The sequence below is a fragment of the Methanogenium organophilum genome (assembly GCF_026684035.1).
Classification (GTDB): Archaea; Halobacteriota; Methanomicrobia; order Methanomicrobiales; family Methanomicrobiaceae; genus Methanogenium; species Methanogenium organophilum.
This window is the reverse complement of the sequence record NZ_CP113361.1, coordinates 693,616-719,586: the sequence shown is the minus strand read 5'-3', so window position 1 is coordinate 719,586 and position 25,971 is coordinate 693,616. Positions and strand designations below refer to the sequence as shown.

At 55.5% G+C, this 25,971-nt stretch carries 24 protein-coding genes; 4 read left to right on the top strand and 20 right to left on the bottom strand.

Annotated elements, in window-relative coordinates; translation table 11 throughout:
• From OU421_RS03745 to OU421_RS03730, 4 genes are all read right to left on the bottom strand, one after another.
• Nucleotides 1-1,164 (bottom strand): cation:proton antiporter, encoded by a 1,164-nt coding sequence (locus OU421_RS03745; RefSeq protein ID WP_268187272.1) that lies wholly within the window; start codon nucleotides 1,162-1,164, stop codon nucleotides 1-3.
• A gap of 185 nt (nucleotides 1,165-1,349) precedes the next feature.
• Nucleotides 1,350-2,162 carry a ZIP family metal transporter gene (locus OU421_RS03740; RefSeq protein WP_326493521.1) on the bottom strand — a complete coding sequence of 271 codons (813 nt, stop codon included), beginning with the start codon at nucleotides 2,160-2,162 and terminating at the stop codon, nucleotides 1,350-1,352.
• Between the two features lie 144 nt (nucleotides 2,163-2,306).
• Entirely contained in the window at nucleotides 2,307-2,858 is a 552-nt protein-coding gene (gene dps / locus OU421_RS03735) for a DNA protection during starvation protein (protein WP_268187271.1), read from the bottom strand.
• Nucleotides 2,859-3,105: 247 nt separating this feature from the next.
• Nucleotides 3,106-5,331 (bottom strand): response regulator, encoded by a 2,226-nt coding sequence (locus OU421_RS03730; RefSeq protein ID WP_268187270.1) that lies wholly within the window; start codon nucleotides 5,329-5,331, stop codon nucleotides 3,106-3,108.
• 91 nt (nucleotides 5,332-5,422) lie between these two features.
• Between OU421_RS03730 and OU421_RS03725 the strand changes: the two genes are divergently transcribed.
• Complete coding sequence (locus tag OU421_RS03725; protein WP_268187269.1) at nucleotides 5,423-6,139, top strand: DUF2202 domain-containing protein; 717 nt, start codon at nucleotides 5,423-5,425, stop codon at nucleotides 6,137-6,139.
• A gap of 318 nt (nucleotides 6,140-6,457) precedes the next feature.
• On the opposite strand, the gene OU421_RS03720 is transcribed toward OU421_RS03725, so the two are convergent.
• Nucleotides 6,458-6,670: a YwbE family protein gene (locus OU421_RS03720; protein WP_268187268.1), complete on the bottom strand. Its 213-nt coding sequence runs from the start codon at nucleotides 6,668-6,670 to the stop codon at nucleotides 6,458-6,460.
• 577 nt (nucleotides 6,671-7,247) lie between these two features.
• Between OU421_RS03720 and OU421_RS03715 the strand changes: the two genes are divergently transcribed.
• Both OU421_RS03715 and OU421_RS03710 read left to right on the top strand, forming a co-directional pair.
• A complete protein-coding gene (locus tag OU421_RS03715) occupies nucleotides 7,248-7,874 on the top strand; it encodes a response regulator (RefSeq protein ID WP_268187267.1) in 627 nt (208 codons plus the stop codon).
• Between the two features lie 68 nt (nucleotides 7,875-7,942).
• The gene (locus OU421_RS03710; protein WP_268187266.1) at nucleotides 7,943-8,833 is read left to right on the top strand and encodes a DNA glycosylase; all 891 of its coding nucleotides are present in this window, start codon (nucleotides 7,943-7,945) and stop codon (nucleotides 8,831-8,833) included.
• 26 nt (nucleotides 8,834-8,859) lie between these two features.
• Here the strand turns inward: OU421_RS03710 and OU421_RS03705 are convergent, their stop codons facing one another.
• On the bottom strand, nucleotides 8,860-10,086 hold the full coding sequence (locus OU421_RS03705) for an adenosylhomocysteinase (RefSeq protein ID WP_268187860.1): 1,227 nt from the start codon (nucleotides 10,084-10,086) through the stop codon (nucleotides 8,860-8,862).
• 137 nt (nucleotides 10,087-10,223) lie between these two features.
• Here OU421_RS03705 and hisF point away from each other — a divergent pair, with 137 nt between their 5' ends.
• The gene (gene hisF / locus OU421_RS03700) at nucleotides 10,224-11,030 is read left to right on the top strand and encodes an imidazole glycerol phosphate synthase subunit HisF (RefSeq protein WP_268187265.1); all 807 of its coding nucleotides are present in this window, start codon (nucleotides 10,224-10,226) and stop codon (nucleotides 11,028-11,030) included.
• Here the strand turns inward: hisF and pheT are convergent.
• The 14 genes from pheT to OU421_RS03630 form a co-directional block, all read right to left on the bottom strand.
• Entirely contained in the window at nucleotides 10,999-12,627 is a 1,629-nt protein-coding gene (pheT, locus tag OU421_RS03695; protein WP_268187264.1) for a phenylalanine--tRNA ligase subunit beta, read from the bottom strand. The two genes, hisF and pheT, sit on opposite strands and share 32 nt — an antisense overlap.
• On the bottom strand, nucleotides 12,627-14,063 hold the full coding sequence (pheS, locus tag OU421_RS03690) for a phenylalanine--tRNA ligase subunit alpha (RefSeq protein ID WP_268187263.1): 1,437 nt from the start codon (nucleotides 14,061-14,063) through the stop codon (nucleotides 12,627-12,629). The genes pheT and pheS overlap by 1 nt, the downstream gene beginning before the upstream one ends.
• Complete coding sequence (locus OU421_RS03685) at nucleotides 14,063-15,319, bottom strand: tryptophan--tRNA ligase (protein WP_268187262.1); 1,257 nt, start codon at nucleotides 15,317-15,319, stop codon at nucleotides 14,063-14,065. The genes pheS and OU421_RS03685 overlap by 1 nt, the downstream gene beginning before the upstream one ends.
• Nucleotides 15,320-15,332: 13 nt before the next feature.
• Nucleotides 15,333-16,328 carry a tRNA-intron lyase gene (gene endA / locus OU421_RS03680; protein ID WP_268187261.1) on the bottom strand — a complete coding sequence of 332 codons (996 nt, stop codon included), beginning with the start codon at nucleotides 16,326-16,328 and terminating at the stop codon, nucleotides 15,333-15,335.
• 96 nt (nucleotides 16,329-16,424) lie between these two features.
• Nucleotides 16,425-17,270: a deoxyribonuclease IV gene (locus tag OU421_RS03675; protein WP_268187260.1), complete on the bottom strand. Its 846-nt coding sequence runs from the start codon at nucleotides 17,268-17,270 to the stop codon at nucleotides 16,425-16,427.
• Between the two features lie 86 nt (nucleotides 17,271-17,356).
• Complete coding sequence (locus OU421_RS03670) at nucleotides 17,357-18,328, bottom strand: isocitrate/isopropylmalate dehydrogenase family protein (RefSeq protein ID WP_268187259.1); 972 nt, start codon at nucleotides 18,326-18,328, stop codon at nucleotides 17,357-17,359.
• The gene (locus OU421_RS03665; RefSeq protein WP_268187258.1) at nucleotides 18,325-19,155 is read right to left on the bottom strand and encodes a DUF7714 family protein; all 831 of its coding nucleotides are present in this window, start codon (nucleotides 19,153-19,155) and stop codon (nucleotides 18,325-18,327) included. The genes OU421_RS03670 and OU421_RS03665 overlap by 4 nt, the downstream gene beginning before the upstream one ends.
• The gene (locus tag OU421_RS03660) at nucleotides 19,152-19,622 is read right to left on the bottom strand and encodes a LeuD/DmdB family oxidoreductase small subunit (protein ID WP_268187257.1); all 471 of its coding nucleotides are present in this window, start codon (nucleotides 19,620-19,622) and stop codon (nucleotides 19,152-19,154) included. The genes OU421_RS03665 and OU421_RS03660 overlap by 4 nt, the downstream gene beginning before the upstream one ends.
• Nucleotides 19,619-20,833, bottom strand: a complete 1,215-nt coding sequence (locus OU421_RS03655) for an aconitase/3-isopropylmalate dehydratase large subunit family protein (protein WP_268187256.1) — start codon at nucleotides 20,831-20,833, stop codon at nucleotides 19,619-19,621. The genes OU421_RS03660 and OU421_RS03655 overlap by 4 nt, the downstream gene beginning before the upstream one ends.
• Nucleotides 20,830-21,960 (bottom strand): homocitrate synthase family protein, encoded by a 1,131-nt coding sequence (locus OU421_RS03650; protein WP_268187255.1) that lies wholly within the window; start codon nucleotides 21,958-21,960, stop codon nucleotides 20,830-20,832. Before OU421_RS03650 ends, OU421_RS03655 begins: the two co-directional genes overlap by 4 nt.
• On the bottom strand, nucleotides 21,941-23,137 hold the full coding sequence (locus OU421_RS03645) for a thiamine pyrophosphate-dependent enzyme (protein ID WP_268187254.1): 1,197 nt from the start codon (nucleotides 23,135-23,137) through the stop codon (nucleotides 21,941-21,943). The genes OU421_RS03650 and OU421_RS03645 overlap by 20 nt, the downstream gene beginning before the upstream one ends.
• Nucleotides 23,134-24,099 (bottom strand): radical SAM protein, encoded by a 966-nt coding sequence (locus tag OU421_RS03640; RefSeq protein ID WP_268187253.1) that lies wholly within the window; start codon nucleotides 24,097-24,099, stop codon nucleotides 23,134-23,136. Before OU421_RS03640 ends, OU421_RS03645 begins: the two co-directional genes overlap by 4 nt.
• Nucleotides 24,081-24,971: a methanogenesis marker protein 11 gene (gene mmp11, locus OU421_RS03635; protein WP_268187252.1), complete on the bottom strand. Its 891-nt coding sequence runs from the start codon at nucleotides 24,969-24,971 to the stop codon at nucleotides 24,081-24,083. Before mmp11 ends, OU421_RS03640 begins: the two co-directional genes overlap by 19 nt.
• A complete protein-coding gene (locus OU421_RS03630; RefSeq protein ID WP_268187251.1) occupies nucleotides 24,955-25,911 on the bottom strand; it encodes a DUF1743 domain-containing protein in 957 nt (318 codons plus the stop codon). The genes mmp11 and OU421_RS03630 overlap by 17 nt, the downstream gene beginning before the upstream one ends.
• Nucleotides 25,912-25,971 lie beyond the last annotated feature (60 nt).

Here is a 25,971-nt window from a genome sequence, read left to right as displayed (position 1 = left end):
TCATTCCTTTTCGCGAATCCCTGCCCATACAAATCCGTGTTTCATCAGAAGCGGGGTGACAATGATCGTTACAATCACCATGACGGTCACGGCAGAGAAGAGGGCACTCCCGATGATTCCTCCCACGAGGGCTACCTTGGCGACGACAAGGGCGATTTCCCCCCGCGGTGTCATTCCGAGACCCACGAGGAAAGCCTCCGCCCGGGGGAGAAAATGGAAGGAGCCGATATAGCCGCCGATGATTTTGCCCGCGATGGCGACCACGATGATGGGAATGATGTAGGGGGAGAGGAAGGTTTCCCGTGTGAAACTGAAGAGAAGACCGACGGAAGCAAAGAAGAGGGTTACAAAGAACCCGAATCCAAAGTCCATCAGGCTGTCAAAGAGCAGGCGGTCACTCCGGATCTGGTCCCCGAGAATGAGGCCCGCGATGAACGCACCGATGGAATAGTGCAGTCCTGCCGCGTGGGAGAGCCAGGCGCTCCCAATTGCGAGGATGATCGCAACCGAATAGACCATCTCGTGCGTTTCGGTCTTTCGGGCCAGGTCAAAGAGCCAACGCAGCAACCGGGGTGCAAAGATGACAAAGAGGACGAGAAAGATGATGGCCACAAGCAGTCCCGCAGGGAGGAAATCCACGGCGAGGGTGGTACCCTGCATCGCAACTGCGGAGAGGATGCCTAACAGAAATATTCCGATGATGTCGTCAAGGACGGCGGCACTCACGATAGCAGTCCCGAGGACCGTGTTCAACTGCTTGTAATCAACAAGTATCCGTACAGATACACCGATGGAGGTGATGGAGAGGGCGATTGCAAGGAAGAGTGTCTCCGTCTGGGTGAGGTTCAGCAGGTGTCCCAGCAGTATTCCGCCCCCGAAGGGGACGAGGACGCCTGCAACGGCGGTGGTGACCGCGACATTCCGTCTCTCCAGAAATGACTTCAGATTCATCTCCGCACCGCTAACAAAGAGCAGTGCAATGATGCCGATATCAGCGAAGACTTCGAGCGTCTCATTTGGTGTAACGAGGCCAAGGAGTGAAGGGCCAAGAAGAATTCCTGCAGCAATCTCCCCGATGAGCGCCGGGTAGCCTGCCCGCTCTACCAGTTCGCCGAAGAGCTTTGCAGAGATGAGCAGGAAGAGAATCTGCAGGATGACGTCCATTCAATGAACTATCCGTTCTATGGGATAAAAAGTGCTTGGGAGGGGTGCAGCGAAATACTATGGTGTCAATTTTGTGTTCTGGGTATTTTCACCTCTCACAGGAATCGTATGAATCTTCGCTTTTCAGTTATGGATGACGTATGGAATCGGACGGGTGGGCCATGCTTGTTCTGTCTAATCCTCCCTCATCCCAATCCCACATCCAAAATCATCATCACCACAAATCCGAGCATCGCCCCGAAGGTTGCCGCGTCAGCATTCCCATTAATCTGCGACTCAGGGATAACTTCCTCGATGACGACAAAGATCATCGCTCCGGCAGCAAAGGCAAGGGCATAGGGAAGGACGGGACGGGCGATTATGACCGCCGCCGCTCCGATGACGGCTGCAACCGGTTCGACAAGGCCGGAGAGCTGCCCGTACCAGAAACTGCGCCGGGCAGAGAATCCCTCCCTCCTGAGCGGCATTGAGATGGCCATTCCTTCCGGAAAGTTCTGGATGCCGATACCAACCGCGAGGGCGACGGCTGCTGCCAGGGTCTCTGTTGAACCCGCCGCAAGAGCACCGAATGCCACACCCACCGCAAGCCCCTCGGGGATGTTGTGCATTGTTATCGCAAGCACAAGGAGTGTGCTCCGGTGCCATGATGTCGGAATGCCCTCCGCCTTTTCTGAGGGGAATCCGATATGAAGGTGGGGGAGAATTTTATCAATGGAACTGAGGGCCACCCCTCCGAGAATGAACCCGATTCCGGCGGGAAGCCATTCCGGGAGGCCCTGTCCCACTGACATATCTATTGCCGGCAGAAGGAGTGACCAGAAACTGGCGGCGATCATCACCCCGCCCGCAAATCCCAGCATCACATCGAGAAATTTCTGGTTTACCTCCCGGCTGAGAAATACCGTCGCAGCCCCGAGAGCTGTCATGCCCCAGGTAAAGATCCCCGCGATGAGTGCCTGTATCACCGGTGGCTGCTCCAGAAAATAATTCCACATCATGACACTCCCCGTTCAGTCGGTTGACTGTTTTGAGACTAATTCCGCCTGCAGATGATATACTCTTCCACCGGTGAGATTACATGAATCCGGATTGGAAAGGGATCCGAACCTCGTTGGAAAAAGGGATAATTTGTCCAGTGCTCTCTATCGAAGGAACTTTGATACAAACGGTGATGTCTCTCCCCGCCTGAGGAAATGACCGGACGGCCCTTCGCCGAGGAACTCTGAGAACCATGATTCGTGCTCGATCTCTTCATGGAGAATCGAGAGTGCAAGATCATAGGTCCGGTGATCCTTTCCCGCTGTCAGGTTGCAGATATGGGTATACTGCCGCACTGCACACTGCTCCGCCTGGAGGAGCACTTTCAAAATTGCCATCGTATCGGTCGGATCATCGGGAAGGGGTGCCGGCGGACATCCGGAGATGTTGTGAAACGCCACCATGTCTGCCGGAAGTTTTCCTCCCAGTTCATAAATCCGGGGCACCAGTGCCTCGAAATGATTCCTGTCCTCGATTCGTGCAGTTTCAGCGATTTCTTTTAGGTTCTCCCCGTCAAGACCAACCAGATTAACCCGGAGAATCGTATAGTAATAAAAGGTCGTCAGTTCAGCTGCTGCATTCTTCACCAGCAAATCGACCAGGTGATCGACATCGACACCGGCGTCTTCCACCATTTTTCGTGTTACTGTTGCCATTTTTCTGTTTCACCCCCATGAAACGGTGGATGGTATCTCTCAGGGATGAAAAAGGTATGGTATTTCGCGAATGTCGTCTCCGGAAAGAGGAGGATATTTCTCCGGCGGTGATGTTCTGAAAAATATGGGTTTTTGTAAACCGTGACGTAACAATAGCGATTGGGAAATGTTCTGTTGATGCATCATGAAATGTGTATGAAACTGGTGTTTCGGGATTTTTCATGCTATTTTGGCCTGAGTAAATATCTCAGGCGGCATCTTCCATGAAATGCCGCCAGCGCCCGGCAGGAACGATCAACTCAAATCGGGCCCCTTCTCCCGGCTTCCCTGTCTCCCTGATCGATATTCCTGTCAGGTCGAGGATATCCCGGACGAGATACAGACCGTGGCCGGAACGTCGGTTGTAGGTGGGCTGGAGTATTGCCTCTTTCTTCTCCAGGGGTATCCCTGTTCCGTCATCCTCAATTGCTATGCAGAGTTCACCCCCTGGTACCTCCCGGGTGATGACGGTGATCTTCGCGATCCCTTTGGCATGGACGAGGGCATTTCTGATGATATTGGAAAATGCCAGTGTCAGCAACTGGTCGGCATAGACTTCTACAGGGGAGATGTCCATTTCCGTCTGGATCACATCCGGCACATCCATCTGGTTGAGACTGTCCTCTGTGACCTGCCTGACCTTTTGCCATTTTGGGGGCGAGGTGCCGAGTGCCTGATATTCCGCAGTGAATTCAATCTCCCGTTCAATGCGTGTGATTGCCTTTTCCACGGCCGTGAGGTATGGTGTCCCGCTTGCAGGGTACTCAGCTTCATTGAGTTCAAGATGCCCTTTTGCATCCATAATGTCATTCAGGATGTCATGTCGGGTAACCCGTGAGAGGAGGCCGAGTTTGTGGTTGGCAAGCCTGAGCGCATCCTCTGCCTGTCGGCGTACCGTGATGTCCTCGACAATGGTCAGCATCTCGGTCATTTCACCGTTTGTGTCAAGCGGTGCCATCCGGTATCGGACGTAGCAATCAGCTCCCCCTTTGCTAAGATACTTATATTCACCCTCGACCGCCCGCTTCTCAACCATCGCTGTCTGGATATCGGTTCTAATCCCGGAATCCTGAATATGTGGATATAATAACTGATTGAGCTCTTCTGTGGATTTTATTGGAGATGTTCCAAATATCTCATAAATCTGTGGGTTGACATAGATGATCTCCCCTGTGGTATTCGCCTGGATGAGGCCGATAGGGATATTTTCGACCAGAGTCCGGTAACGTGCCTCATTCTCCCGCAGTGCTTCTTCCATCTGCTTTCGGTCGGTAATATCCCTGATAACGGCGACGATACCTGGCCCGTCCTCCTGGAGATTCAGTGTTGCTTCAAACCAGTTTTGTTCATTTCCTATCTCAAGCTGATATTCGTAGTATTGGGTTTTTTTTGTCTCTCTCAGGATATCTGCCGCAATGCTGTACTGCCCATATATTTTCCCTGGCATCACATCCCTGAAGTGTTTGCCCAGAAAATCCTCTGGTGGGGCGTAAAGTAATCCTTTATTGTGGTGTATGCCGGTGAACCTGTCCCGCTCGTCGAGGATAAAGATGGTGTCGCTCATTGAATTCAGGAGGGTACGGTAGTTATCCTCCTGTTCTCTGAGTGCCGTCTCCATCTTTTTTCGTTCGGTGATGTCGATGACCGAAATCAGCCCTGCTGGCCGGCCCTGATACTCGGTTGTGCTTCCTCTTAGGTAGGCCCAGGCTTCTTCTCCTGTTTTTGTGAGGATTTTTAATTCATAGGTGTTTGGAGTATTCCTTCCCAGTTCTCTGAACTGTCCCCGTTCCTTAACGATTTCCTGGAATTCAGGGGCAACTCTTTCCCAAAATTCCATTGTGCAGATCTCTTCTGCTGAAAAACCGCACATCCTTTCAGCTGCCGGATTTGCGTAAATCCATCGGTTGTCCTGGTGTATCAGGATGGCTACTGAGGTGGAATCTGCCAGATTTCTGAACTTTGCCTCACTCTCTTCAAGACGTTGGTTCTGTTCTTCGAGGATTGCATTGGATTTTTCTATCTTTGCATAAGCAGTACGGGCTATTTCTTCTGCCCGTTTCTTCTCCACCGCATGGATGATCTTTGATTTCAGTTCGGCAAACTGGGACTTCGGATCCCCTCCCTTCTGGAGATAAAAATCGGCTCCACGGTTGAGCGCTTCAATGACGACTTCCTCGCGTCCTTTGCCGGTAAAGATAATAAATGGGAGTGACATCCCCCGTTCCCGGATCGTAGAGAGCAGGGTAAGGCCGTCCATCCACGGCATCTCATAATCGGAAATGATAACGTCAAAAGGTTCGGTATCAAGGAATTCCAGAGCTTTCTTACCGGAGTGTGCGGTAACAACAGAAAACTCTGATTCACGCTGCAGGAATATTTTTGTTATGTCAAGGAGGGCCGGTTCGTCATCAACAAGGAGGACCCGAATGGGCATATGTGACGTTTGGTAAATGGAGAATATATGATTGCCGCTTTTCTGTTCTTTCCAAAAGGGTTATTGCTCTTCCCATGAAGAACGAACGATTATGGAAAGACCAAAAATATGGGGCGTTGTGGCTGGAATCTGTGTCATCATACTGGTGATCAGTGTCGGCTGTACCACTGAACAGCAGCAGGGAACTCCTCAGCCTACTCTCTCTTCTGTGGAGGATTCCTATGTTACGGTTCTGGACCCCGGAGTCCTTGAGACGAAACTGACCTCTTCCCCCGACGATACGCTTTCAACAGCGGAGATCTCGGATCTTCGTTTCCTGGAGGAAGAGGAACGGCTTGCCCGTGATGTGTATGGAGTTTTTTATGAGGAATGGGGCATGCAGGTGTTCAAAAACATCGGGGGTGCGGAGCAGACACATATGGACAGTGTGACAGTTCTTATTGAACGATATGGTCTGGACGATGAACCGTCTGAGATTATTGTTCCGGGGGTATTTGGCCATCCGGAATTACAGATACTCTATGATGATCTGGTCTCTGCCGGTCTGCAGTCTCCCGAAGATGCCCTGCGTGCGGCAGCCCTTGTTGAAGAGACAGACATTGTCGATCTGCAGGATGCCATGAGCCGGACTGAAAATGCAGATATCCGGTATGTTTATGAAAATCTGATGCGTGGGTCTGAAAATCACCTGCGTGCCTTTGTGAAAAACCTCGAACAGCTGGGCGCATCATATTCACCGGCTGTTCTGACGCAGAATGAATATGACGAGATAATCTCCACTGCTGTCAGTCCGGGAGGGTTTTCCTGAACGGACATTTTGGAGATGAGGCTGTGTTCCTGAAACCGTCTGTCATATTATAATCATATTAGAAAAATGTGGGTGAAATATCATTTCATCCCCCTCAAATATGAGACCTCGCTGAGGTCTTCTTCTGTACGGTGTTACATCAGGGTATATCGGCGGCATCCTGTGGCCGGTGGTATTCATGGGACTGGTTCGGGACTTTATCCCGGTTATCCATGTGGATAAACCCCTCAAATGAGACGATGTCCCTGTTTTCAAAATGTGGCCGCAAAAGTGTCATATATTCATTGTGCATGTTCTGCCGGGTAATCAGAAGTATATTTACGCGTCCCCCAAACATTCCTGAACCCGGCCGACCTGCCCGTCAGCAAGGCGCACCTTAATGCCGTGCGGATGGTATGAAGAGTTAGTAAGGATATCTTTTACGGTTCCGTCTGTTAGTTTTCCGGTTCTCTGATCTTTTTTGAGGACAATCCTGACACTGTCTCCCGTGGTAATATTCCGTCTTTGTCTGCCGTCTCGCTTTGTATCCATATTTCTTCCTCTCTCTGGTGCTGCTGGCTATATACTGATCCTGCTCTATTTTTTGGCAGTATCAGGGGAAAAGGGTGAGGGCACAGGCAGGTGGAGGGAGACATTGTCGTATCAGGAGGGGGCGACGGTTGTGCCGGAGAGGCTGTTATGGGGGTTGGGCGGGATGGTTTTATCGAGCTCATTCGGCAATTATATATTAAAAATTATTTTTACTATAAATAGTTTTTCTGCATTTTTGTGGTTTGCATGGCATAGCTTTAATATACATGTGGGTGACTATGGTGTGTCGACTTCTCTGCCTGCCGGGGGGGTGGTAGGGAGGTCAACATGTCCTTCAGCCGTTATTTTGTACACATTTGCCGAGATGACTTTTGCTGGTATTTTTTCGCACTGCATTCTGCCCGTATCCGGATACGGGTCAGAGGTGACGATATTTTGAACCGTAATATCACGATTTATGACGGGGAAATGTCGGTTTATAGCTCTACAGCATTTTGATTCTCTCTCTACACAATCTGCCGGCATCCGGGCTCAGGGAGATTAAAGTATTAATACTATCCCTTCCCTAGGATTGGTGATGAAATATGAGAGCTACCAGAGTTCTCTGACTGATGCGAAGATCCTCATCGTGGAGGATGAAGTGATCATCGCAATGGCTCTTGAAGATTCAATCCATGACTTTGGATACCTGGTGGCAGGGAAGGCGACGACAGGGCAGCGGGCAATTGATCTCGCGATGGAAACCCTGCCGGATCTGGCACTCATTGATATCCGGCTGGATGGTGAGATGGATGGCATCGAAGCGGCAGAGAAAATATCCGGACGCCTGAAGATCCCGGTGATATTTCTCACCGCCTATTCGGATGAGGAGACGCTCTCACGGGCGATACGGACGAATCCGTATGGTTACCTGATCAAACCCATCCGGCCGCGGGAACTCTACACCACAATCGAGACATCCATTTACAAACACCGGGCCTTCGTGGCAGAGGAGGCCCGTGTTGCCTGCCTCTCTGCTGTAACCACCAAACTGGAAAACCCTGTGGAACAGGTCAAGGCCAGTCTGGAAGGCCTCGTTTCAAGCATCCAAAAGGGAAAGATGGATCTGGACGATGTGGAGATCATCCTGCAGGCACAGGCGGATGATCTGGGGCAGGTCAGTAAGGATCTTCGTGAACTCAATGATACCATATTCCGAGTCTGACATATCCTGTGTAGCTGCCGGTACCGCGCTTTTTTTGATGAACCGCAGGGAATGGTACATCACGTACTATGAAAGACGGACCATCTGCAGCAGTACCTGAGGTTATGGTGTATGAACCGGTATGTCCGCTGAATCTCGATGCGACGCTCTCCTGTGGCCAGCTTTTCCGGTGGAAGAAGCGGGAGGATACCTGGGAGGGGGTGGCGGACAGCCGTTTCATCACGATTCGCCAGGATTGTGGATCACTATACTATACCGGCTGTTCTGAAGCATTTCTTATTTCATATCTTCACCTTGACTGCCCCCATGACGCCATTGTATCCGGTTTCTCTTGTGACGCCCATATCATGGATGCAGTCCGGTGCACGGGCGGACTCCGGATCGTCCGCCAGAATCCGTGGGAATGCCTCATCTCATATATCTGTGCCCAGAATGCGAATATTCCGTTTATAACCCGGATGATAGAAAATCTGTGCCGGGCCGCAGGGAAACCGATCACGGCACCGGACGGGGTTGTTCGATATGCCTTTCCTACACCGGAAGCCCTCTCGACCCTTACCCTCGAAGAAATACGCGGGTGCACGCTTGGGTACCGGGCGCCATATGTCTATAAGACCGCTGCGGCCATTGCCGCTGACCCCGCGTGGGCAGACCGTATCCGGGAGATGCCATTTGAAGAGGCACGGCGTGCACTGATGGTCTATCCCGGCATTGGCCCGAAAGTGGCGGACTGTGTGCTCCTTTTCGGCTTCCAGAAGTACGAATCATTTCCGGTTGATACCTGGATGCGGATGATCATGCATCGCCTCTATGGTATCGGGGACCCTGAAAAATCCTTTACGCCTGCGGAATACGAGCGTATCCGCCGGTTTGCCCAAGAGCATTTTGGCCCATATGCCGGGTATGCGCAGGAGTATCTTTTTGCGATCCGCACGTCCTATGCAGATGGTAAATTCTGAGGCGTGTCCCTCTAAAAAATGTGTATTTATGTGCCTGCTGTCCATGACTGCAGGTAGGTCTTCTGTTCTTCTGAGAGTTCGTCAATGGTGACACCCAGGGATGCCAGTTTGAGGTGTGCGACTGTCGCATCAATTTCATAGGGCACTTCATAGACACCGCCGGTGAGGTCTCCGCCGTTCTTATACATATACTCCGTGCAGAGTGCCTGCAGGGCAAAGGAGAGGTCCATTACTTCTACGGGATGCCCCATGCCTTTTGTGGTTGCGAGGTTGACGAGCCGTCCTTCTGCAAGCACACTGATGCGGTTGCCATTGACAAGATAGGTGTCAATGCTGTCCCGTGTCTCCTTCTCCTCTGCATGCTCCTCCAGCCATGGGATGTCAATCTCCACGTTGAAGTGGCCTGCGTTTGCGAGAATCGCACCGTCGCGCATCAGCGGGAAGTGCTCTCCCGTGATGATGGAGGTGTTGCCGGTTGTCGTCACAAAGATCTCACCGATGGCTGCCGCGTCTTTCATGGTCATCACGTGGTAGCCGTCCATGTGTGCCTCAAGGGCACGGCGGGGATCAACTTCGGTGACAATTACTTTCGCGCCGAGACCGTGCGCCATCCGTGCGAGTCCCCGTCCGCAGTAGCCGTATCCTGCCACCACAAACCACTTGCCGCCGATGATGGTGTTCGTCGTGATCATAATGGAGGAGAGGGCACTCTCCCCGGTGCCGTGGATATTGTCAAAGGAGCGTTTCATCGGGGTGTCGTTCACCGCGATGACCGGAAACTCAAGGGCACCTTCTTCTGCCATTGCCCGCAGGCGCTGGATACCGGTAGTGGTCTCCTCGCATCCGCCGATGATCGTGTCGAGGAGGTCGCGGCGAAGTGTGTGAATGCGGTGGATGAGGTCCATGCCGTCATCAATCGTGATATTCGGGGACGCATCGAGGACTTTGTCCATTGCGTCATAGTACTCGTCCACACTGCAGGCGCGGGTGGCGTAGCAGTGCACACCGGGCACCCGTCCCAGAGCACGAGCCACATCGTCCTGGGTGGAGAGGGGGTTGCACCCGGTGATATGGACCTCTGCCCCGCCTGCTGCCATCGTCTCGACAAGTACCGCGGTCTTTGCCTCTACATGGAGGGCCATGCCGACGGTGGCGCCGGCAAGCGGCTTTTCTGCTTCAAACCGTTTGCGGATCTCCGCGAGGACCGGCATATACTGCCTGGCCCATCCCATCTTCAGTTCTCCTGAGTCCATGGTCATATGTATACGTCCTGTCAATACCGTATGTTATGGCGGTTTAAGGGACTTTTTATTCTACTGATATCCTGTTTGTGGGGGAACCGCCTGATACACAATTTTCATTATACCCGCCGGACACACCTTGTAATACGATGGCACTCACCAAACGGATCATTCCCTGTCTGGATTTGAAGGACGGCAGGGTTGTGAAAGGGGTAAATTTTCTTGGCCTGCGTGATGCGGGCGACCCGGTTGAACTCGCCGCACGGTATAATGAACAGGGTGCTGATGAAGTGGTCTTTTTAGATATCACCGCATCAAAGGAAGCACGTGGCATTATCATCGATGTGATCGAGCGTGCAGCAGACCAGCTCTTTTTGCCGCTCACCGTCGGCGGCGGCATCCGCTCCATTGCGGACATCCGGGAGATTCTCCGGGCCGGTGCGGACAAGGTCAGTATCAATACCAGTGCCGTGCAGAACCCGGAACTGATCTCTGAGGGGGCTGTGATGTTCGGGTCGCAGTGCATCGTTGTCGCAATGGATGTGCGCAAGAATCCTGAGATGCGTGACGGTGCGACTCCCATCACCATGCCGGACGGTGCGGTGGTATGGTATGAAGTGGTCATCTACGGCGGCAGTCACCCGACAGGTATTGACGCGGTGGAATGGGCCAAAGAGGCCGAACGGCGGGGTGCCGGTGAGATTCTATTGACGTCCATGGAGACTGACGGCGTAAAACAGGGCTTTGATGTGGCGGTGACTGCAGCCATATCTGATGCCGTCGGTATCCCGGTGATTGCAAGCGGCGGTGTTGGTACGCTTGAACACTTCTATGACGGCTTTTTGACAGGCCATGCCGATGCCTGCCTTGCCGCAAGCGTCTTTCACTTCGGTGAGATGACCGTAAAAGAGGTAAAAGAGTATCTCAGAGACCGCGGTGTTGCGGTACGCATCTGAGATCAAATTCCATTGCACATATTGGTGCGTCCAGTTCAAAGGCCCGGATGACATCCGGGTTGATTTCCCCAAACACTCCTGCTTTTTTTCCGTCCACGAAAATATTGGCCCGCCGTCCCGGAATGAACGCCGGGTCGTCTGATTCCTCGATTTCATACGGGATATCCATCTCACGCATCAGGGCGTCTGCACAGGCGTATATTTCTGAGAAATCCGCTTCTGTGTGGATACTTACCGCAGCCACCTTCTGGAAGGTTGCTTCACCCTCCACACAGTCACCGATGGCGAAGAGGCGCTGCGGCAGTTCGCGGTGGTGGTTGATCTGGAGTGTCTCTACGAGCATCGGAAGAATGTCGGTGCGCACGACGGTCTGCTCCTCTGAGATCGGGTGTCGCAGGCGGAGCACCTGTGCATTGGGTTCGCGCTGCATCGCAGTGTAGAGCACCCGTTCATTTGTGAGGGTGAAGGGCATCATCTCGAGGAATCCAAGGCCCGCCATGATCTCACGCACACCGTCCTGCAATATCATCACCGGATGTGGTTTTCCGGTGGTGAACGACTCCGGGAGGGCGGCATCGAAGTTCTCGAAGCCGTATGATATTGCCACATCCTCGAAGGTGTCCCAGTCGTGCATGATGTCAGAGCGGTAGCAGGGCACGGTGACCTTCACCTCATCCTCACTTTCCGCCTCTGCCCCGAACCGCATGGTCCGGAGATGTGCGGCCATCTCATCTGCGGTGAGGGAGATACCCAGGAGTTCGCAGCACTCGTTCACACTTACCGTCCGAACAGACGGTGAGAGGGAGGGCATCGATGTACCGTCCACTTCAACACTCTCGATGGTAGCGCCGGCATCCGCGAGTGCGGTGCAGATATTGTTGACCGCGGTCATCACGGCCTTTTCGTCTGTTCCTGTGCAGTCCAGCAGGATGTTCTTTGTGGCTGTCGTCACCTTTGTCAGTTCCCCGTTGATGATCGGCGGGAAGGAGAGGACGTTATCCTCAGCATCGGTAATGAGCGGGAAACGATCGAAGTCGCGTACAAGATGGGCATAGTCCACACCTTTCGGGTGACGCTCAAGGATCTCCTCCATTGTCATCTCTTCATCAAAATCGAGAGGCACAAAGGCACGGTCACGGGGTGCTGCCTGATAGTAAAACGGCGGTGTGACGGTATCCATGTCATGCACGCCGATGGCCACCTTGGCGCGTCCTCGTCCTACTGCCCAGTGCAGCGCTTCCTGCAGGCCCATGAGGCTCTCGATGGCCTCTTCAGTCAGGGAGACATTGCGGATAACGGCCGACCCGAGGTACGGGCGAATATCTGCGAGGCCGGGGTCGACCCGGAACGTTATGCCGGAGGGGGTGACCGGGTATTCATTGATGCCTTCTTTGAGCTCCAGGAATCCCTGCATCGCCCGTGCGACCCCTTCGGTGGAGAAGAGGTCCGGCCTGTCCGGGAAGAACTCAACATCGATATGGTCCTCTTCGATACGTTCGATATCCGCACCGATCATCGGCAGGCGGTCGATGATGGTCTCGCGGTCGGTGCCGGTCAGTGTTTCCAGGTACTCATACGGCAGTCTGATGATTGGCATTAGTCTCTCCCTCCCTGCATCATGGGCGTATCACGAATCCAGTCCACGTCACTGCGGTAGAGCTGACGCAGGTCACGCAGCCCCATCTTCAGCATCGCAACACGGGATACGCCGAGTCCCCAGGCAAGCACCGGGTAGGTGACACCCCACGGGTCGGTAACCTCCTCGCGGAAGATGCCTGCCCCGCCGAGTTCAACCCAGCCGAGACCGTCCACGTAGACTTCCGGTTCGACCGAGGGTTCGGTATAGGGGAAGTAGGCCGGGCGGAACCGCACGTTCTCGAATCCCATTCTCCCGTAGAACTCCTTTAAAAATCCCATGAGGTGGCGGAATGAGACATCTTTGTCCATTACAATCCCTTCGAGCTGTTCGAACTCCGGGGTATGGGTGGGGTCGATTGCTTCACGCCGGTAGACCCTGCCGATGCAGAAGGCCTTCACCGGTTCGTCGGGATGGTCCTTCAGATACTGGATGGAGAGTCCGGTCGTATGCGTCCGCAGCACATTGGTCTGTGCCTTCGCAGGATTCCATGTGCCCCCCCATCCGGCAGACGAGGTGGTGCCGCCGTGTTCGTGGATGTCGCGGACCCGCTCCCAGTTCTCCGGCAGGGGAGAGGAGCCATCCAAAAAGAAGGTGTCCTGCATCTCCCGCGCCGGATGGTCCTGCGGCTGGAAGAGCGCGTCAAAGTTCCAGAATGAACTCTGCACCACTTCACCGTATATTTCAACAAATCCCATCTCAAGAAGCACATTGCGCATCTCGTTTATGAGCCGCTGGTAGGGGTGTATTTTGCCGGGGATGATGCGTTTGGGCAGTTTGTCCACGCTGTAGCGCCGGAGGTTTTGTTCCTTCCAGTCCCCGGAGAGGATCTGTTCACGGGTGAGGGTACCAATCTCTTCTCTCAGATCAAGGCCCTCTTCGACAAGCGCCTTCCCGTTTTCCGTGATTGCAATCCGGTAGGTGATTGTCTCAGTCTCTTCTGCAAGACCGCGTTTGACGAGTTCAAGGATACCTTCCCTGCTTGCATCAGGCTCGCGGAGTGCCACTTCATCAGCACCTTCCGGTGCCTCTCCGGTCTTTTTAACGATACCCTTTTCGATGGTAACCCAGCCCTTCTTCTTCATCCAGCCGATGGCGATCCGGGCAAGGGGGTGCGCCTGCATGTCCTTCATGCTGATTTCGTCCTGGAATGAGGCGTAGACCTGCCGTTCGGGCAGGCCGAAGGTGACATATTGCTGTCCCTCTGTTGTGAGTGCGTAACTGACCGTGATGTCTCGTTCAAGGGTGGCAATGCCTTTTTCTGCGCAGAGATGGGCAAACTGTACCACGGCTTCTGCAGTTGTGTTCAGTTCGCCAGCTATGACGTCCGGGGTGGCCTCCTTTATTGTGTTTAAGACCACCATCAGGCGTTTTTCGTTATAGGTAAGTTCAGCCATTATCTCTCATCCACCTTGTGTTCCGCTTCATCCATCCGCTCTTTAAAGTCTGCAAGGAATTCTTTGACCCGTTCGTAGGTCGCCTTCTTGCAGGTGCCGCACATCAGTTCACCCGCCTTACAGGCACGGCAGATCTCGGTGAGTTCGTTGTCGTCCTCCACCATATGGAAGAGGTTGAGGAGATAGACCGAGCACTTATCCGGTTCTCCGCCGAGCCGTTTCTGTTCCTCGAGGGTCATCCTGCCGCCGGTGAGGGCACCCATGATCTTCTTTTTAACCGCTTTTTCTGTGTCACAGAACCCGATAAAGCTCTCCGGGACACTCGACGACATCTTTCCGCCCTGCAGCCCCTGCATAAAGTAGTGGTATGTTGCAGAGGGGGAATAAAATCCGTATCCACCGTGTTCAATCTCAATCGCCCGGACTTTTGTTTTTACATCACTCAGGTCCACACCTTTGATATCCACATGCCCTTCGTATTTCTTTGACTTCGGGAATGCCTTGTGCACCGCGGCGAGTGCCTCCTCAGGTGCGTTTTTGGAGCGCACACTAACGTATCCGTCCCGCATCTCAACCGTGAAGAAGCGGAGTTTGTGTGCGACGTCACGGGTGAGGCGGATATGCGGGTCCTGGTCGATACCCACCGGGACAATGGTGGGTGCCGGGCCTGCATCTTCCTGTGGGAAGAGGATATCTGCGACCTGTGTTGCGACACTCATCGCATGAGCGAGGGCGGTCTCCTGACCAAACCCGTAGATTGCCTGCAGGTCCGAGAAGTTCATTTTTATTGCCGCTTCAAAGGCGAGATCCTTTAGGCGGTTATTGGTGCTCTGGTAGTAGGTTTCTCCCTCATACCCCAGTGCGTAGAGGCAGGTGAGATACTCCCTGCCATATTCACTGCATTTGTCCCATGAGATATTTCGAACGGCATGTGCCTCACGGTCCGCAACTGCTACATATCCGTTTCCACCCTGCTGTACGTGCCAGGCAACCTCCTTCATCACCATCAGGTGGCCAAGGTGGGGGTGCCCGGACGGCATAAATCCGGTCAGGACATGGAAGGGTGTGCCACCCGTCATCGCATCAACGATGGGGCGGTAGTCCCGATGCCCAATCACAATGCCACGCCGCATAAATGCAGGGGCGTTCCTGATTTCCGGGAGCAGGGGCTCAATCGGTTCGATACCAAACTCAGTAAAGAGTTTATCCGTGTCGATGGACTGGTTTGCAGACCATGGGTTAATCTCCGACTGCATAGAAACAGATCACTCACAATTTGATTCGTGCAAATTCAATGAATTCAATACCATTTTGTTCGGCACATGCAAAAAGCATCTTCTTGCGCACACTGTGCGACAGCCGGACAGAACGTGAAATCACACTCATAGGCATGGACGCGTCAGCAGGGATGGCGTGGGCCAGGAGTTCTGAGTGTTTTTTCTCTCCTGAATAGACCCGGAAGTGATGGCCGAATTTATATGCAGTTCGGGGGACATGCCCGAGGTTGCGCAGGTATGCATATACCTGATATTTCTCCTTCCATTCGGCATCCTCTTTTGGGATGTCCTCGCGGATGGCTGCCCCGTTTGCATCCCCGTCAATGGTAAGGAGACCCCGTTCAAGGAGATAGAGTGTCTCCATGGGAGATAGCATCAGGCGTGTTTTGTCAAGTTTTGTCCCGAACCACAAGGGGTCGGGGAATGCCGCGACATCCTGTGTGATAACGGAATTTCCGGCACGTATTGCGGTGACGGGCGGGATGTCCGGTGCAGCCCCTGACTCTTTGAGGACATCCGCCTTTACATCGTAGTAGGTGAGTTCACCTTCGTCATCAACAGCGGCGAGGACAAACTGTTTGCGCATATGCACCGCTGACGCCACCTCGTCGGAGAGGTCACGGAAGGTGATGAGGTCCCGCTCCGAGAGGACCCGGATGAGATAGTTCGTCCGTCCGGTGCCAGGCCTCTCACCCCGCCGGAATACCCGGAAGTCCTGGGGGCCGGGCAGGATGACATATCCCCGCTCCCGCATGTCACGGTACACCAGAAACCGCCGCATAAATCCGGACCGGGATGAAAATTCTGTAATGAGTGACTCAAATGTCTCATCAATAACCGTGATCTTCTTTTTTAAGACCAGATACAGGGCCTCTTCCGGTGACAGGGTGAGGCCGCCCTCCGTCTTCCGGCCATACCCGCTCTGGTCATACAGGGCATGTCCGTCCTTTCCGAGCACCACCGTGGTGCCGTCCCGTCTCGCCTTCACTGGTAATAAAATGGGGGATGCTATCTTAAATAACTGGGCAGGAGGACATGCCTGGTGATCTTACCCTTCTGGCCGCCGCCTGTCCTCCTTCTGTTCCTATTCTCCTGCTATTTTCCGGACGCAGGCAATATTCCCCCGGTCATCCCGGCGCTCGTCCACGGGGGTCTCACAGATAAAGGGGAGGTCACGAAGCGCCGGGTGGCTGACCACCGAGCGGATACCTTCCCTGCCAATATTCCCGATGCCGATATGTTCATGGCGGTCACGCCTCCCGCCTAGTTCGGATATGGTGTCATTGAGGTGGATGACCTTCAGGTGCGAGAGGCCAATCGCCGTGTCAAAATTTCGGACGACAGCGTCCGTTGCTTCCGGTGTCCGGAGGTCATAGCCTGCCGCAAATGCGTGGCAGGTGTCAAAACAGATGCCGACGGGTCCGTGTCGTCCCACCCCTTCCATGATCATGGCAATCTCTTCAAACGTGGTGCCGATGCTGTTCTTTGTCCCTGCCGTATTTTCAAGGAGGATCATCACCTCTCCGTTTGAGGCGTCCACTCCCTTTCCGATGGCGGTGATGGCCCGTTCCCGTGCCTCGTCCAGGGGGCTCCCGAGACTGCTGCCCAGGTGGGTAACCAGATAGGGGATGCCCAGCATGCGGCAGCGTTCCACTTCTGTGGCAATTGCCGCAACTGACTTTTCCCAGACTTCCTCACGGGGTGAGGCAGGGTTGGGGAGATAGGGCATGTGTGCCACCACAGGAGTAATGCCGCTTTTTTGGACGGCCTCGCGGAAGGCTGCTGCGTCCTCTTCCGTCAGGGGTTTCACCTTCCATCCACGGGGGTTTCGGATGAATATCTGACAGGTAGTGCAGGTCCGTTCCTCTGCACGGGTGATTGCCTGTGCAAGAGATCCGGCGATGGAGACGTGGCATCCGATATTGATCATGGCTGTCTGAAATGCATTGGTATTTTGCGGGCAAAAAGGGATGACATGCCGGCTGGTGGAATGTCTCCGGCAGCAGTATGGCCTGGTTATTCCATCAGGCGGCGGATGGCGGTACATACCGCGTCGCCCACTTCTCTGGTGGATGCCGTCCCGCCGGTGTCCGGTGTTGTGATGCCTTTTGCTGCGGTCAGGCGGAGGGCGTTGTCAATGAGGGCTGCCCCCCGCGTGTCCCCGAGGTGTGCGAGGAGCATTGCCGCCGAGCGGATGGCCGCCACCGGGTTTGCAATGCCCTGCCCGGCGATATCCGGTGCACTCCCGTGGACCGGTTCAAAGAGTGCATGGGAATCGCCGATGTTTGCGCTGGGAAGCAACCCAAGGCCCCCCACCAGATAGGCGGCCGCATCAGAGAGGATATCACCGAAGATGTTCGTGGTAACGATCACATCATAGCGCCCGGGGTGCATCAGGACGTCCAGTGTCAGGGCATCAATGAACGCGGTGGTGTAGGGAACCCCCTCCTCTTCAGCGGTCCGGATGCAGATGTCACGGAAGAATGCGTCTGATTTGATGACATTGGCCTTGTTCCCGATGGTAAGGAGGTTTCTTCGTTCCCGTGCAATCCGGCACGCGGTACGTGCAATCCGCTCGCTTCCCTTCCGGGTGATGACCCGCAGGGTGCTGGCCCGATCTTCCTCCTGCCATTCAATCCCGGAATAGAGTCCTTCGGTGTTCTCCCGGACAACCATGATGTCCACTCCCTCTCCCCGGACGGGGCGGAGGTTTGCGTAGAGGTCCAGTTCCTTTCGGATCTGCAGGACGACACTGCGGTAATCGGCTGCAGGAGGGGTGGTGACAGCACCGAAGAGGATAGCGTCTGCTCCACGCAGGAGGGTGATGTCATCTGGGGTGCACGCGGTACGAGTCTTCTTCCATTTGCCGTAGCCGATCTCCACGGGATAAAATTCATACTCCGGGTGGAGGAGTGCAAGGACTTCCTGTGCCACAGGTACAACTTCCTGTCCGATGCCATCTCCGGCGACAACTGCAATCGCGGTCATTTCTGTTCACTCTCCTGGCATGTCTTTTGTTCCTGCCATCCATCACAGACGGCAAAGACAGCGTCAGCAATAGTCCGGGGCGTGGCCCCCCAGTGGACGACTGCCCCGAAATATCCGTTATGGATACCGGTACCGGTCCGTTCTGAGCGGCAGCAGCGGGCGATGAATGGTTCTCGCGCCACCTGGTTTGCAGGGCAGATGTCGATGACCGAGAACGCAGTGTCCTCACCATAACATTCAGCAAGCACCTGGCGTGCGGTCAGACAGCCTGCGACCGTCTCATCGCCCCGTAGACGGTCGTTGTCAATCGTGCGGGAGAACCCTGCCGCCCGGCAGGGATAAGCCTCCGCGTCTGTCTTGCGGATGTCTGTGATATGGTAGCAGAACCGCACATTGCACTCGCCGAAGAGACCCGTCTCTTCAAGACTGCGGATGATATGGGCGAGATTCGGCCGGGGAGGTTCTGCGTCATAGACGTGGATGGTGATGATCCCCTCCTCAGACGGGTCACAGACAAAGGTCCGGTGCTCATCGAAGCCCGTGAAGACCGTACAGCGTTTTCCGGTCGCGAGTGCCCGCCGGATGAGGTCGGTGCGGTTGTGGAGGTTCACCTTTTCGGGGTACATGCAGAGATCCGCGGCGCCCGCGATGAGGTGGGATGATTGTATCTCCCGGAGCATTGTCGTGCCTTGTTCCGGTTCAACCGCCCAGACTTCATGGCCCGAATCCGTGCGGCGGACAAGGTAGCGGGAGAGGAAGTATATCTTCTCCCCGGCGGGTTTCTCATCTGCCGATCCGACGGTCTTGCACTCGTCCGGGAAGATCATTTGTTTCTCCGGTATGAAACGAGCCCGCCCGCCGCGAGAATGTCCTGCATTCGTCCGGAGAGAGGGCGGACCGGATGGCGCACACCGTCTCCCTCCACCCAGCCTTCCTCCAGCGAGATAGTTACTGCCGCGCCCTCATGGCAGGTGAGTCCCTCACATTCGATGACCGGCAGACCGACATTGATCGCATTGCGGAAGAAGATCCGGGCAAAAGATGGGGCAACGACTGCAACTACGCCCGCTTCGCGTATTGCGACCGGGGCCTGTTCACGTGACGAGCCGCATCCCATATTCCTGCCGGCAACGAGGACTGCCCCCCTTAGCCGGTGAGCAAGGGACGGGTCGAGATCTTCGAAGACATGTTCGGCCCAGACCGAGGTGTCTTTTGTCCGGAGATAGCGGCCGGCGATGACAAGGTCTGTGTCAATATCAGTCCCGATGCAGACGGCAGGGCCGGAGAGCGTCATAGGATTCCCTCCGGTGAGGTGATCTCACCTGCGAGTGCACTCACGGCGGCGGTTGCTACCGATCCAAGATAATACTCCGCTCCGACACCCATCCGGTTTTTAAAGTTGCGGTTTGCGGTTGACAGTGCTGTTTCTCCTTCGCCTAAGACACCCATGTGCATTCCGAGACAGGGGCCGCATCCCGGCGGGCCGACCATGCACCCGGCACCGATGATATCTGCGAGGACACCGGTTTTTGCCGCCTGCTGCATGATGGCACGCGACGCCGGTACCACGATGGTGCGGCACGCAACCTCTTTGCCGCGTACGATGCGGGCAAAGCGTTCCAAATCCTCATAGCGGCCGTTGGTACAGGTGCCGACGAAGACCTGATCCAGGGGTGTCCCTGCATAGTCTGTCACTGGTGCCACAGTATCCACCCGGTGTGGAACCGAGAGGACAGGTTCGGTGTCTGCGAGGTCAATATGGAGTTCCCGGCAGTAGGGCCCCTCCTCCGGTTTCTGTTGCTCCACCTCGTGGCCATAGCGGGCGAGATACTCCTGTGTCGTTTTGTCTGCGTAGAAGAGGCCCGCTTTTGCACCGCACTCAACTGCCATGTTGCAGAGAGTCAGGCGCCCTGCCATCGAAAGAGCTGCCGCGCCGTCACCGGTGTATTCCAATGCACGGTAGGTGCCGCCGTCCATGCCTATTTTACCGGTGACGGTGAGGACGATGTCCTTTGCCTCGCACCATGCAGGCAGGCGGCCGGACAGGTCGATCCCGATCGTCTCCGGGACGCGGAACCAGGTGCTGCCTTCCGCCCAGATCGCTGCCATGTCGGTTGCCCCCACCCCGGTGGAGAAGGCACCAAAGGCCCCTGTCGTGCAGGAATGGGAGTCTGCGCCGACAACCACCTCCCCGGGCAGGACCCGCCCTTCACTCATCAGCTGGTGGCAGATGCCACCGCCGACATCGGTGAGGGAAAACCCTTTTGCCGCGGCAAATTCACGCAGCTCCTTCTGGAGGGTGGCAGTCTGTGAGGTGTTTGCCGGTGCCAGATGATCGTAGATGATCGATACTGTCTCCGGGCGTGTCGGTTCGGGTGTTCCCATCCGGCGGTAGGCCTCCATCGCAAGCACACCGGTGCCATCGTGGGCAAAGGCCCGGTCGATTCGACGGTCCACATAGCTGCCTGCAGGACCGCCGAGGATCCGTTCAGAAAGTGTACTCATACCTGCTCCTGTTTATGTGCTTCACGCAGGAGGTCCATGAGCACCTCGTCGGTGATCCTGCATTTCCCTTCTGAGACCTTTTTTACCTGGCAGAGAAGCCAGTGCATCTGGCCAGGGGTGAGGGAGCACCCCTTCGAAGCGATGACATGTTCGATTGCCTTCCTGCCGGTATGTTTGCCAAGAATATACTGGCGCTCCCTTCCCACCGTCTCCGGGCGGAGATATTCATAGGCCTCCGGGTCTTCGATCATCGCCGCGATGTGAATGCCGCTTTCGTGGGAGAAGGCGTTTTTGCCGACGACGGGTTTGGTGTCCATCATCACAATGCCGCTGCACTCCTCCACCTTTTTGGAGAGTGCGGGAAGACGGGTGAGGTCATACCGGTCCACCCCGCCTTTCAGCCGCAGGAGGGCGAGCACCTCTTCCAGGCGGGCGTTGCCGGTCCGCTCACCGATGCCGTTCACTGTGGTGTGCAACTGGAATGCGCCGTATTCTGCTGCGGTGATGGTATTTGCGGTGGCACACCCGAGGTCGTTGTGGCAGTGGACGGCAAGTTTGTTCGGGATTCTGCTGCCGGTGTGTTCCATGAAATGTATCATCTCAACGGGTGTCATAAAACCGAGGGTGTCAGCGAAGCCCGAGTACTCAGCACCATGCTCTGCACCTGCCGCATACATCCGCTGCAGAAAGGTGTGGTCAGTGCGGGACGCGTCCTCTGCTGCGAACCGGACCGCGATGCCGTGGTCATGGGCATAGTCAACCATACCGAGGGCCCGCTCCAGCATCTCATCGGGGGAACACCGGTATTTGATCCTCATATGCAGATCAGATGTGGCAATGAAGATACTCACCAGATCTACCTCGCATTCGATAGCCGCATCAATGTCGCCGGGAACGGCACGTGCAAGGCAGCAAATGCGGGAGTCAAGCCCCATTCTGCAGATTTGTTGCACACACCGGAATTCATTGTCCGATACTACCGGAAATCCGGCTTCAATGACCTCCACTCCCGTTTCATCCAGGAGGGAGGCGATTTCCATCTTCTCTGTACAGGTAAATGACACACCCGGTGTCTGTTCTCCATCACGAAGTGTCACGTCACAGATTTCAACATTCCACGGTTTCATGGTCTTCTCCATCAGGGCAGGTGCCCCGGATAATTACGCATTTCAGCCGGTCTTCGGGCACCAGTGCGGCCCGGATGGCATCGGTATCCACGGCGGTTACAATGACCGGCGATGCCCAATTTATATAGGGCAGGATATCCGGTGCCGCCTGTTTTCCGGTCATCCCCAGGACGCCGTTTTCTACAATCACAACAAGAACCGGGAGCCCCTTCTCCCGGATGTCCGCAAGGGCACTCAGTCCCGAGTGCATCAGTGCATAGTCGCCTATCAGTGCCACGCCGGTGCTCGTAGCTGCCACCGCCGGAGAGGATCCCAGCCCGTATCCCGTGATGCCGACCTCCCACGGGGGATTTTTGGCAAGGAGGCCGCAGCCGATATCGAGGACGGGATGGAGGTTCTTTTCCTGCATCACCTCAAGAAGGGGAATATACGGACACTCCCTGCAGAAGGTGCGGGCGAATCCGCGTGAATGCATCGTCTCCGGGTCACCTGCCGGCGGGGAGACTGTTGAACAGGACGGCACCCGGCCCTGGTGCGGCGGGTATACGAGGGCGGGGACGGGTTGCTCCTGTGCCCATCGCACCATTGCCCTCTGCCGCATCTCTGCTGCCTCAGCCCGTCCCCGCATGGTCAGTGATGAATCAGCGATGGTTCCCTTATGGTCCGTCCGTGCCGGTGGCGTCCCCTCCGCCGCTGTTGCAAGGACTGCCGGTGTCACCCGCACCATTGCGATGCGGGAGAAGTGTTCTGATGCCTGGAATGCCGCCTCTGCCACCGTGGTGAGGTCATCTGCCTCCGGGGAGAATAGCGGCACCTCTGCATATCTCCCGATACAGCGGGAGTCCTGTGCATTCTGAGAACCTTTCACCTCGGTGTCATCCCCGACAACGATGACCGCGCCTGCGGAGAGGCCCTGAACGGCGACATTCATCAGGGGGTCCATGCAGGCATTCAGGCCGACATTTTTCAGGATGACACAGGCACGCCGCCCGGAGACGGCATCGCCGAGTGCATACTCGAGCGCCACCTTTTCGTTTATGGTGTTGACCGCACCACATGCCTCTCCCAGTGTGGTTACGGGATATCCCGGCACCGTGTAGAAGCAGTCTGCTGCTGTCCGGAGTGCAGCAGCGAGACAACCTTCACCGGTGTTCTCATGCGGCGCAGGAGCAGTCATACATCCCTCCCGGCCACAAGGTCACATCCGCCACATAGGGTACACATCGTCTGAGCCTGTGTGTGGTTAAGGCCTGCTTTTCTCAGTTCTTCTCCTGCAAACACGGTCATCCGGAGGATGCGGTCCGCCGTCGGACGGGGAAGTCCCGGTAGATTGGGGGAGGGTGTGAGAGGTCGGATCACCGGAATCACGCCGATGCCCACCAGACGGTGGATACATGCCTCCATCTCAGCGTCCGTCTCCCCCAGACCAAGGATCACATTGGAGAATACCCGGTTTCTCCCGAACACGGAGACCGATTCTTCCAGTATGGTCCAGGTATCCTCATAGTCAAGGTCAGGACACATTTCCCGGAAGAGGTCCTCTGTCGCCGCCTCGATATTGAACTTCACCTCACAGGCGCCGGCATCTTTAAGCCGTTGGGGGGTGCCGGGCAGGGGATAGATGGAGACACCCACCGGGACGCCGAAGGGTGCTACTGCACGCACCATGGCAACGGCCCGTGCCTCGTCTTCTTCAACAGAATCCAGCACCCCGCTGGTAAGTGAAATCGCGTCAATGTCACCTATCACACGTTCAATCATGGTGGTGACCTCCTCCACACTCTTGATGCGCTTCGCGATGGTGGGGACTGCACAGTAGCGGCAGGAGAAGATACACCCTTCGGAAAGGGTGATGAATGCCTGCCGGGGGCAGTGATAAACGGCCTCTTCAATGCAACCATACACATCGATATCAGGGCCGGTAAGGTGTGCACTGCCGTCTGCATCGGCGTTCAGTGTGAGAAGAGAATGGTCATCGAGGGGAAGGCGGATACGGCCATGGGAGGTGGCAAAAAAGACTGAACCACCGCCCCCCGCTCCCGGTCCGGCACTCGATTGTTCCGGATGGAACCGATAGGTACCTGCGAGGCGCACGGTGCCGTACGCAAGAATCCGGGCTTTCAGGTCTCCCCAGTGCATATGGACAGCGCCTCTTTGTACCGGGTTGCAAACGGGATGGCCGCTGCAGCACCGATGATCCCCCGCCCTTCCATGCGGATTTCAATGTGCTCACGAATTTCGTTGAGATCGCTCTTTGTGACCTCGCCGCGCTTTACCTTCCACCCATAGTTCATGAGAGGTGCCGGGGAAAAGCCGCGGAAGACCGCCATGCCGGTCTCATCCGAAAGGGTGTATTCCCGGAGCAGTTCCTCATATGCATGTACCAGCATTTCGGGTTCTGAGGTTGCAAATTCACATGCTACGCCCACACAGTTTTTTGTCCGGTAGGGTACTGGAAAGAGCTGCACGATGGTGTGGGAGATGTAGCGTGTTTCCGGGGTTTCCACCGCCTCTGCGATGTTGTGCGCGAGCGTCCAGGTAGCCCCTTCTTCGGGGGTATCGGTGTCATCCACACCGATAATTACCCGTTCGCGCCGGGGAAGCCATATCTGGGCCCCTGCCTCGCGTCCGCCGCCGCAGGGGTCGCTCTTTGAGCGTATTACCCCCGCCGCCTCGGCACGACAGACAGTGGCTCCTACACCCCCGCCGCCCACACCCCGGTAGGTGATGCCTATCTCATTATCGGTGACTTCTACTGCGGCAATCCCTGCCGGGAAATAGGATCCTTCCAGCGGAAGGTCTTCCTCCCCTGCCGAGAGCAGGAAGCGCTGGGTGTTCCCGACTACCCGGACGGACTGCACGAGAGGACTTTTTTGGTAATTGTGCCCGGCCCACATCGCCCCGCCGGTGCAGGCAAACTCTTCGATGAGTTCGACTGTAGTACCGTTCTCATCTGCGACTGCGCAGATCTCCGGATACCGGATAGAGTAGGGGTCAGAGATGTTCGCCATATAACCCGGCTGCTTCAATGCCTTCATTTGCCCAGAGCACTGCGCCGAGTGCCCCGATTCTGCCCTTGCCCGCACAGGTGTCGATATAGGTGATGCCAAGCCGTGCCGCCTCGTTCTCACATTCCTGCTGGTTTAAGACCTCGGTCTTCACTTTTGTCATATAGGGTGATACCTCCGGGAGGCCGATACCACGGTATACCGCGATGCCGGTGTCTGTGCTTACGGCATTCTCCTGAATAAAGTCACGCACGTACGTCAGCAGTTCATCAATTTTATCCGGCCGCACGGCGAAATTCAGGGCAGAGCCCACACAGTTTGTCGTCTTGTTCGGGACCTTCGGGTTCAGCTGGATGAGGCGCATATTCAGGTATTCTGCTCCCTCAATTGTGCATGCCTCGGCGCACTGGCTGGCAAGCACCCATGTGGCCCCTTCTTCTTTGGTATCGGTGTCGTCGATGCCTATCGTGACCTTCTCATAGCGGGGGGTGACAATCCGTGACCTGCTGAGGCGTGCCCCGCCGATCTTCAGGTCATCTTCAGATTCGTATTCTGTCCGGATGACACCAGGCGCCTGCGGGAGGCATGCGGCAACGCCCACACCGGCACCGGCGATACCCGCCCATGATGTAATTACCTCGTCACCCTGGATCTCTACACCTTCGAGTGCCTGACCGCCGAGTTCCTGATCTGCCGGGCCAAAACGGGCGGGATAGTGTCCGATTTTTGCCTGCATGGTCATCGATGTACCCTCGACGGTGATGCCGGTGACAGCCCCTCCGGCACGTTTCCGGTTCATCACGTCCCATTCGATTGACCCACGGCACCGGCACTCTTCAAGAATCTCTGCCCGTCCTGCATCTTCATCTACCATTACCAGCAGGCGTTGGGAAAAGAGGCGCCCGAATCGTTTCTGTATTTCGTCAGGGGTGTATACTATCATATGTGTTTGTCACCGAAATTTTCGTTAACAGAATTATCGGCAACAAAGGTATTTAAGCAA

Bases quoted from the DNA above. Each gene is read 5' to 3' on its own strand.
- OU421_RS03675 (WP_268187260.1), bottom strand. From the start codon at position 17,270: ATGATCAATATCGGATGCCACGTCTCCATCGCCGGATCTCTTGCACAG.
- OU421_RS03730 (WP_268187270.1), bottom strand. From the start codon at position 5,331: ATGCCCATTCGGGTCCTCCTTGTTGATGACGAACCGGCCCTCCTTGAC.
- OU421_RS03745 (WP_268187272.1), bottom strand. From the start codon at position 1,164: ATGGACGTCATCCTGCAGATTCTCTTCCTGCTCATCTCTGCAAAGCTC.
- OU421_RS03705 (WP_268187860.1), bottom strand. From the start codon at position 10,086: ATGGACTCAGGAGAACTGAAGATGGGATGGGCCAGGCAGTATATGCCG.
- OU421_RS03740 (WP_326493521.1), bottom strand. From the start codon at position 2,162: ATGATGTGGAATTATTTTCTGGAGCAGCCACCGGTGATACAGGCACTC.
- pheS (WP_268187263.1), bottom strand. From the start codon at position 14,063: ATGGCTGAACTTACCTATAACGAAAAACGCCTGATGGTGGTCTTAAAC.
- OU421_RS03650 (WP_268187255.1), bottom strand. From the start codon at position 21,960: ATGAAACCGTGGAATGTTGAAATCTGTGACGTGACACTTCGTGATGGA.
- OU421_RS03710 (WP_268187266.1), top strand. From the start codon at position 7,943: ATGAAAGACGGACCATCTGCAGCAGTACCTGAGGTTATGGTGTATGAA.
- OU421_RS03660 (WP_268187257.1), bottom strand. From the start codon at position 19,622: ATGACGCTCTCCGGCCCTGCCGTCTGCATCGGGACTGATATTGACACA.
- pheT (WP_268187264.1), bottom strand. From the start codon at position 12,627: ATGCCAATCATCAGACTGCCGTATGAGTACCTGGAAACACTGACCGGC.
- mmp11 (WP_268187252.1), bottom strand. From the start codon at position 24,971: ATGGCGAACATCTCTGACCCCTACTCTATCCGGTATCCGGAGATCTGC.
- dps (WP_268187271.1), bottom strand. From the start codon at position 2,858: ATGGCAACAGTAACACGAAAAATGGTGGAAGACGCCGGTGTCGATGTC.
- OU421_RS03640 (WP_268187253.1), bottom strand. From the start codon at position 24,099: ATGCACTGGGGAGACCTGAAAGCCCGGATTCTTGCGTACGGCACCGTG.
- OU421_RS03720 (WP_268187268.1), bottom strand. From the start codon at position 6,670: ATGGATACAAAGCGAGACGGCAGACAAAGACGGAATATTACCACGGGA.
- OU421_RS03685 (WP_268187262.1), bottom strand. From the start codon at position 15,319: ATGCAGTCGGAGATTAACCCATGGTCTGCAAACCAGTCCATCGACACG.
- OU421_RS03645 (WP_268187254.1), bottom strand. From the start codon at position 23,137: ATGACTGCTCCTGCGCCGCATGAGAACACCGGTGAAGGTTGTCTCGCT.
- OU421_RS03630 (WP_268187251.1), bottom strand. From the start codon at position 25,911: ATGATAGTATACACCCCTGACGAAATACAGAAACGATTCGGGCGCCTC.
- OU421_RS03665 (WP_268187258.1), bottom strand. From the start codon at position 19,155: ATGATCTTCCCGGACGAGTGCAAGACCGTCGGATCGGCAGATGAGAAA.
- OU421_RS03725 (WP_268187269.1), top strand. From the start codon at position 5,423: ATGGAAAGACCAAAAATATGGGGCGTTGTGGCTGGAATCTGTGTCATC.
- OU421_RS03715 (WP_268187267.1), top strand. From the start codon at position 7,248: ATGAAATATGAGAGCTACCAGAGTTCTCTGACTGATGCGAAGATCCTC.
- OU421_RS03655 (WP_268187256.1), bottom strand. From the start codon at position 20,833: ATGAGTACACTTTCTGAACGGATCCTCGGCGGTCCTGCAGGCAGCTAT.
- OU421_RS03670 (WP_268187259.1), bottom strand. From the start codon at position 18,328: ATGACCGCGATTGCAGTTGTCGCCGGAGATGGCATCGGACAGGAAGTT.
- hisF (WP_268187265.1), top strand. From the start codon at position 10,224: ATGGCACTCACCAAACGGATCATTCCCTGTCTGGATTTGAAGGACGGC.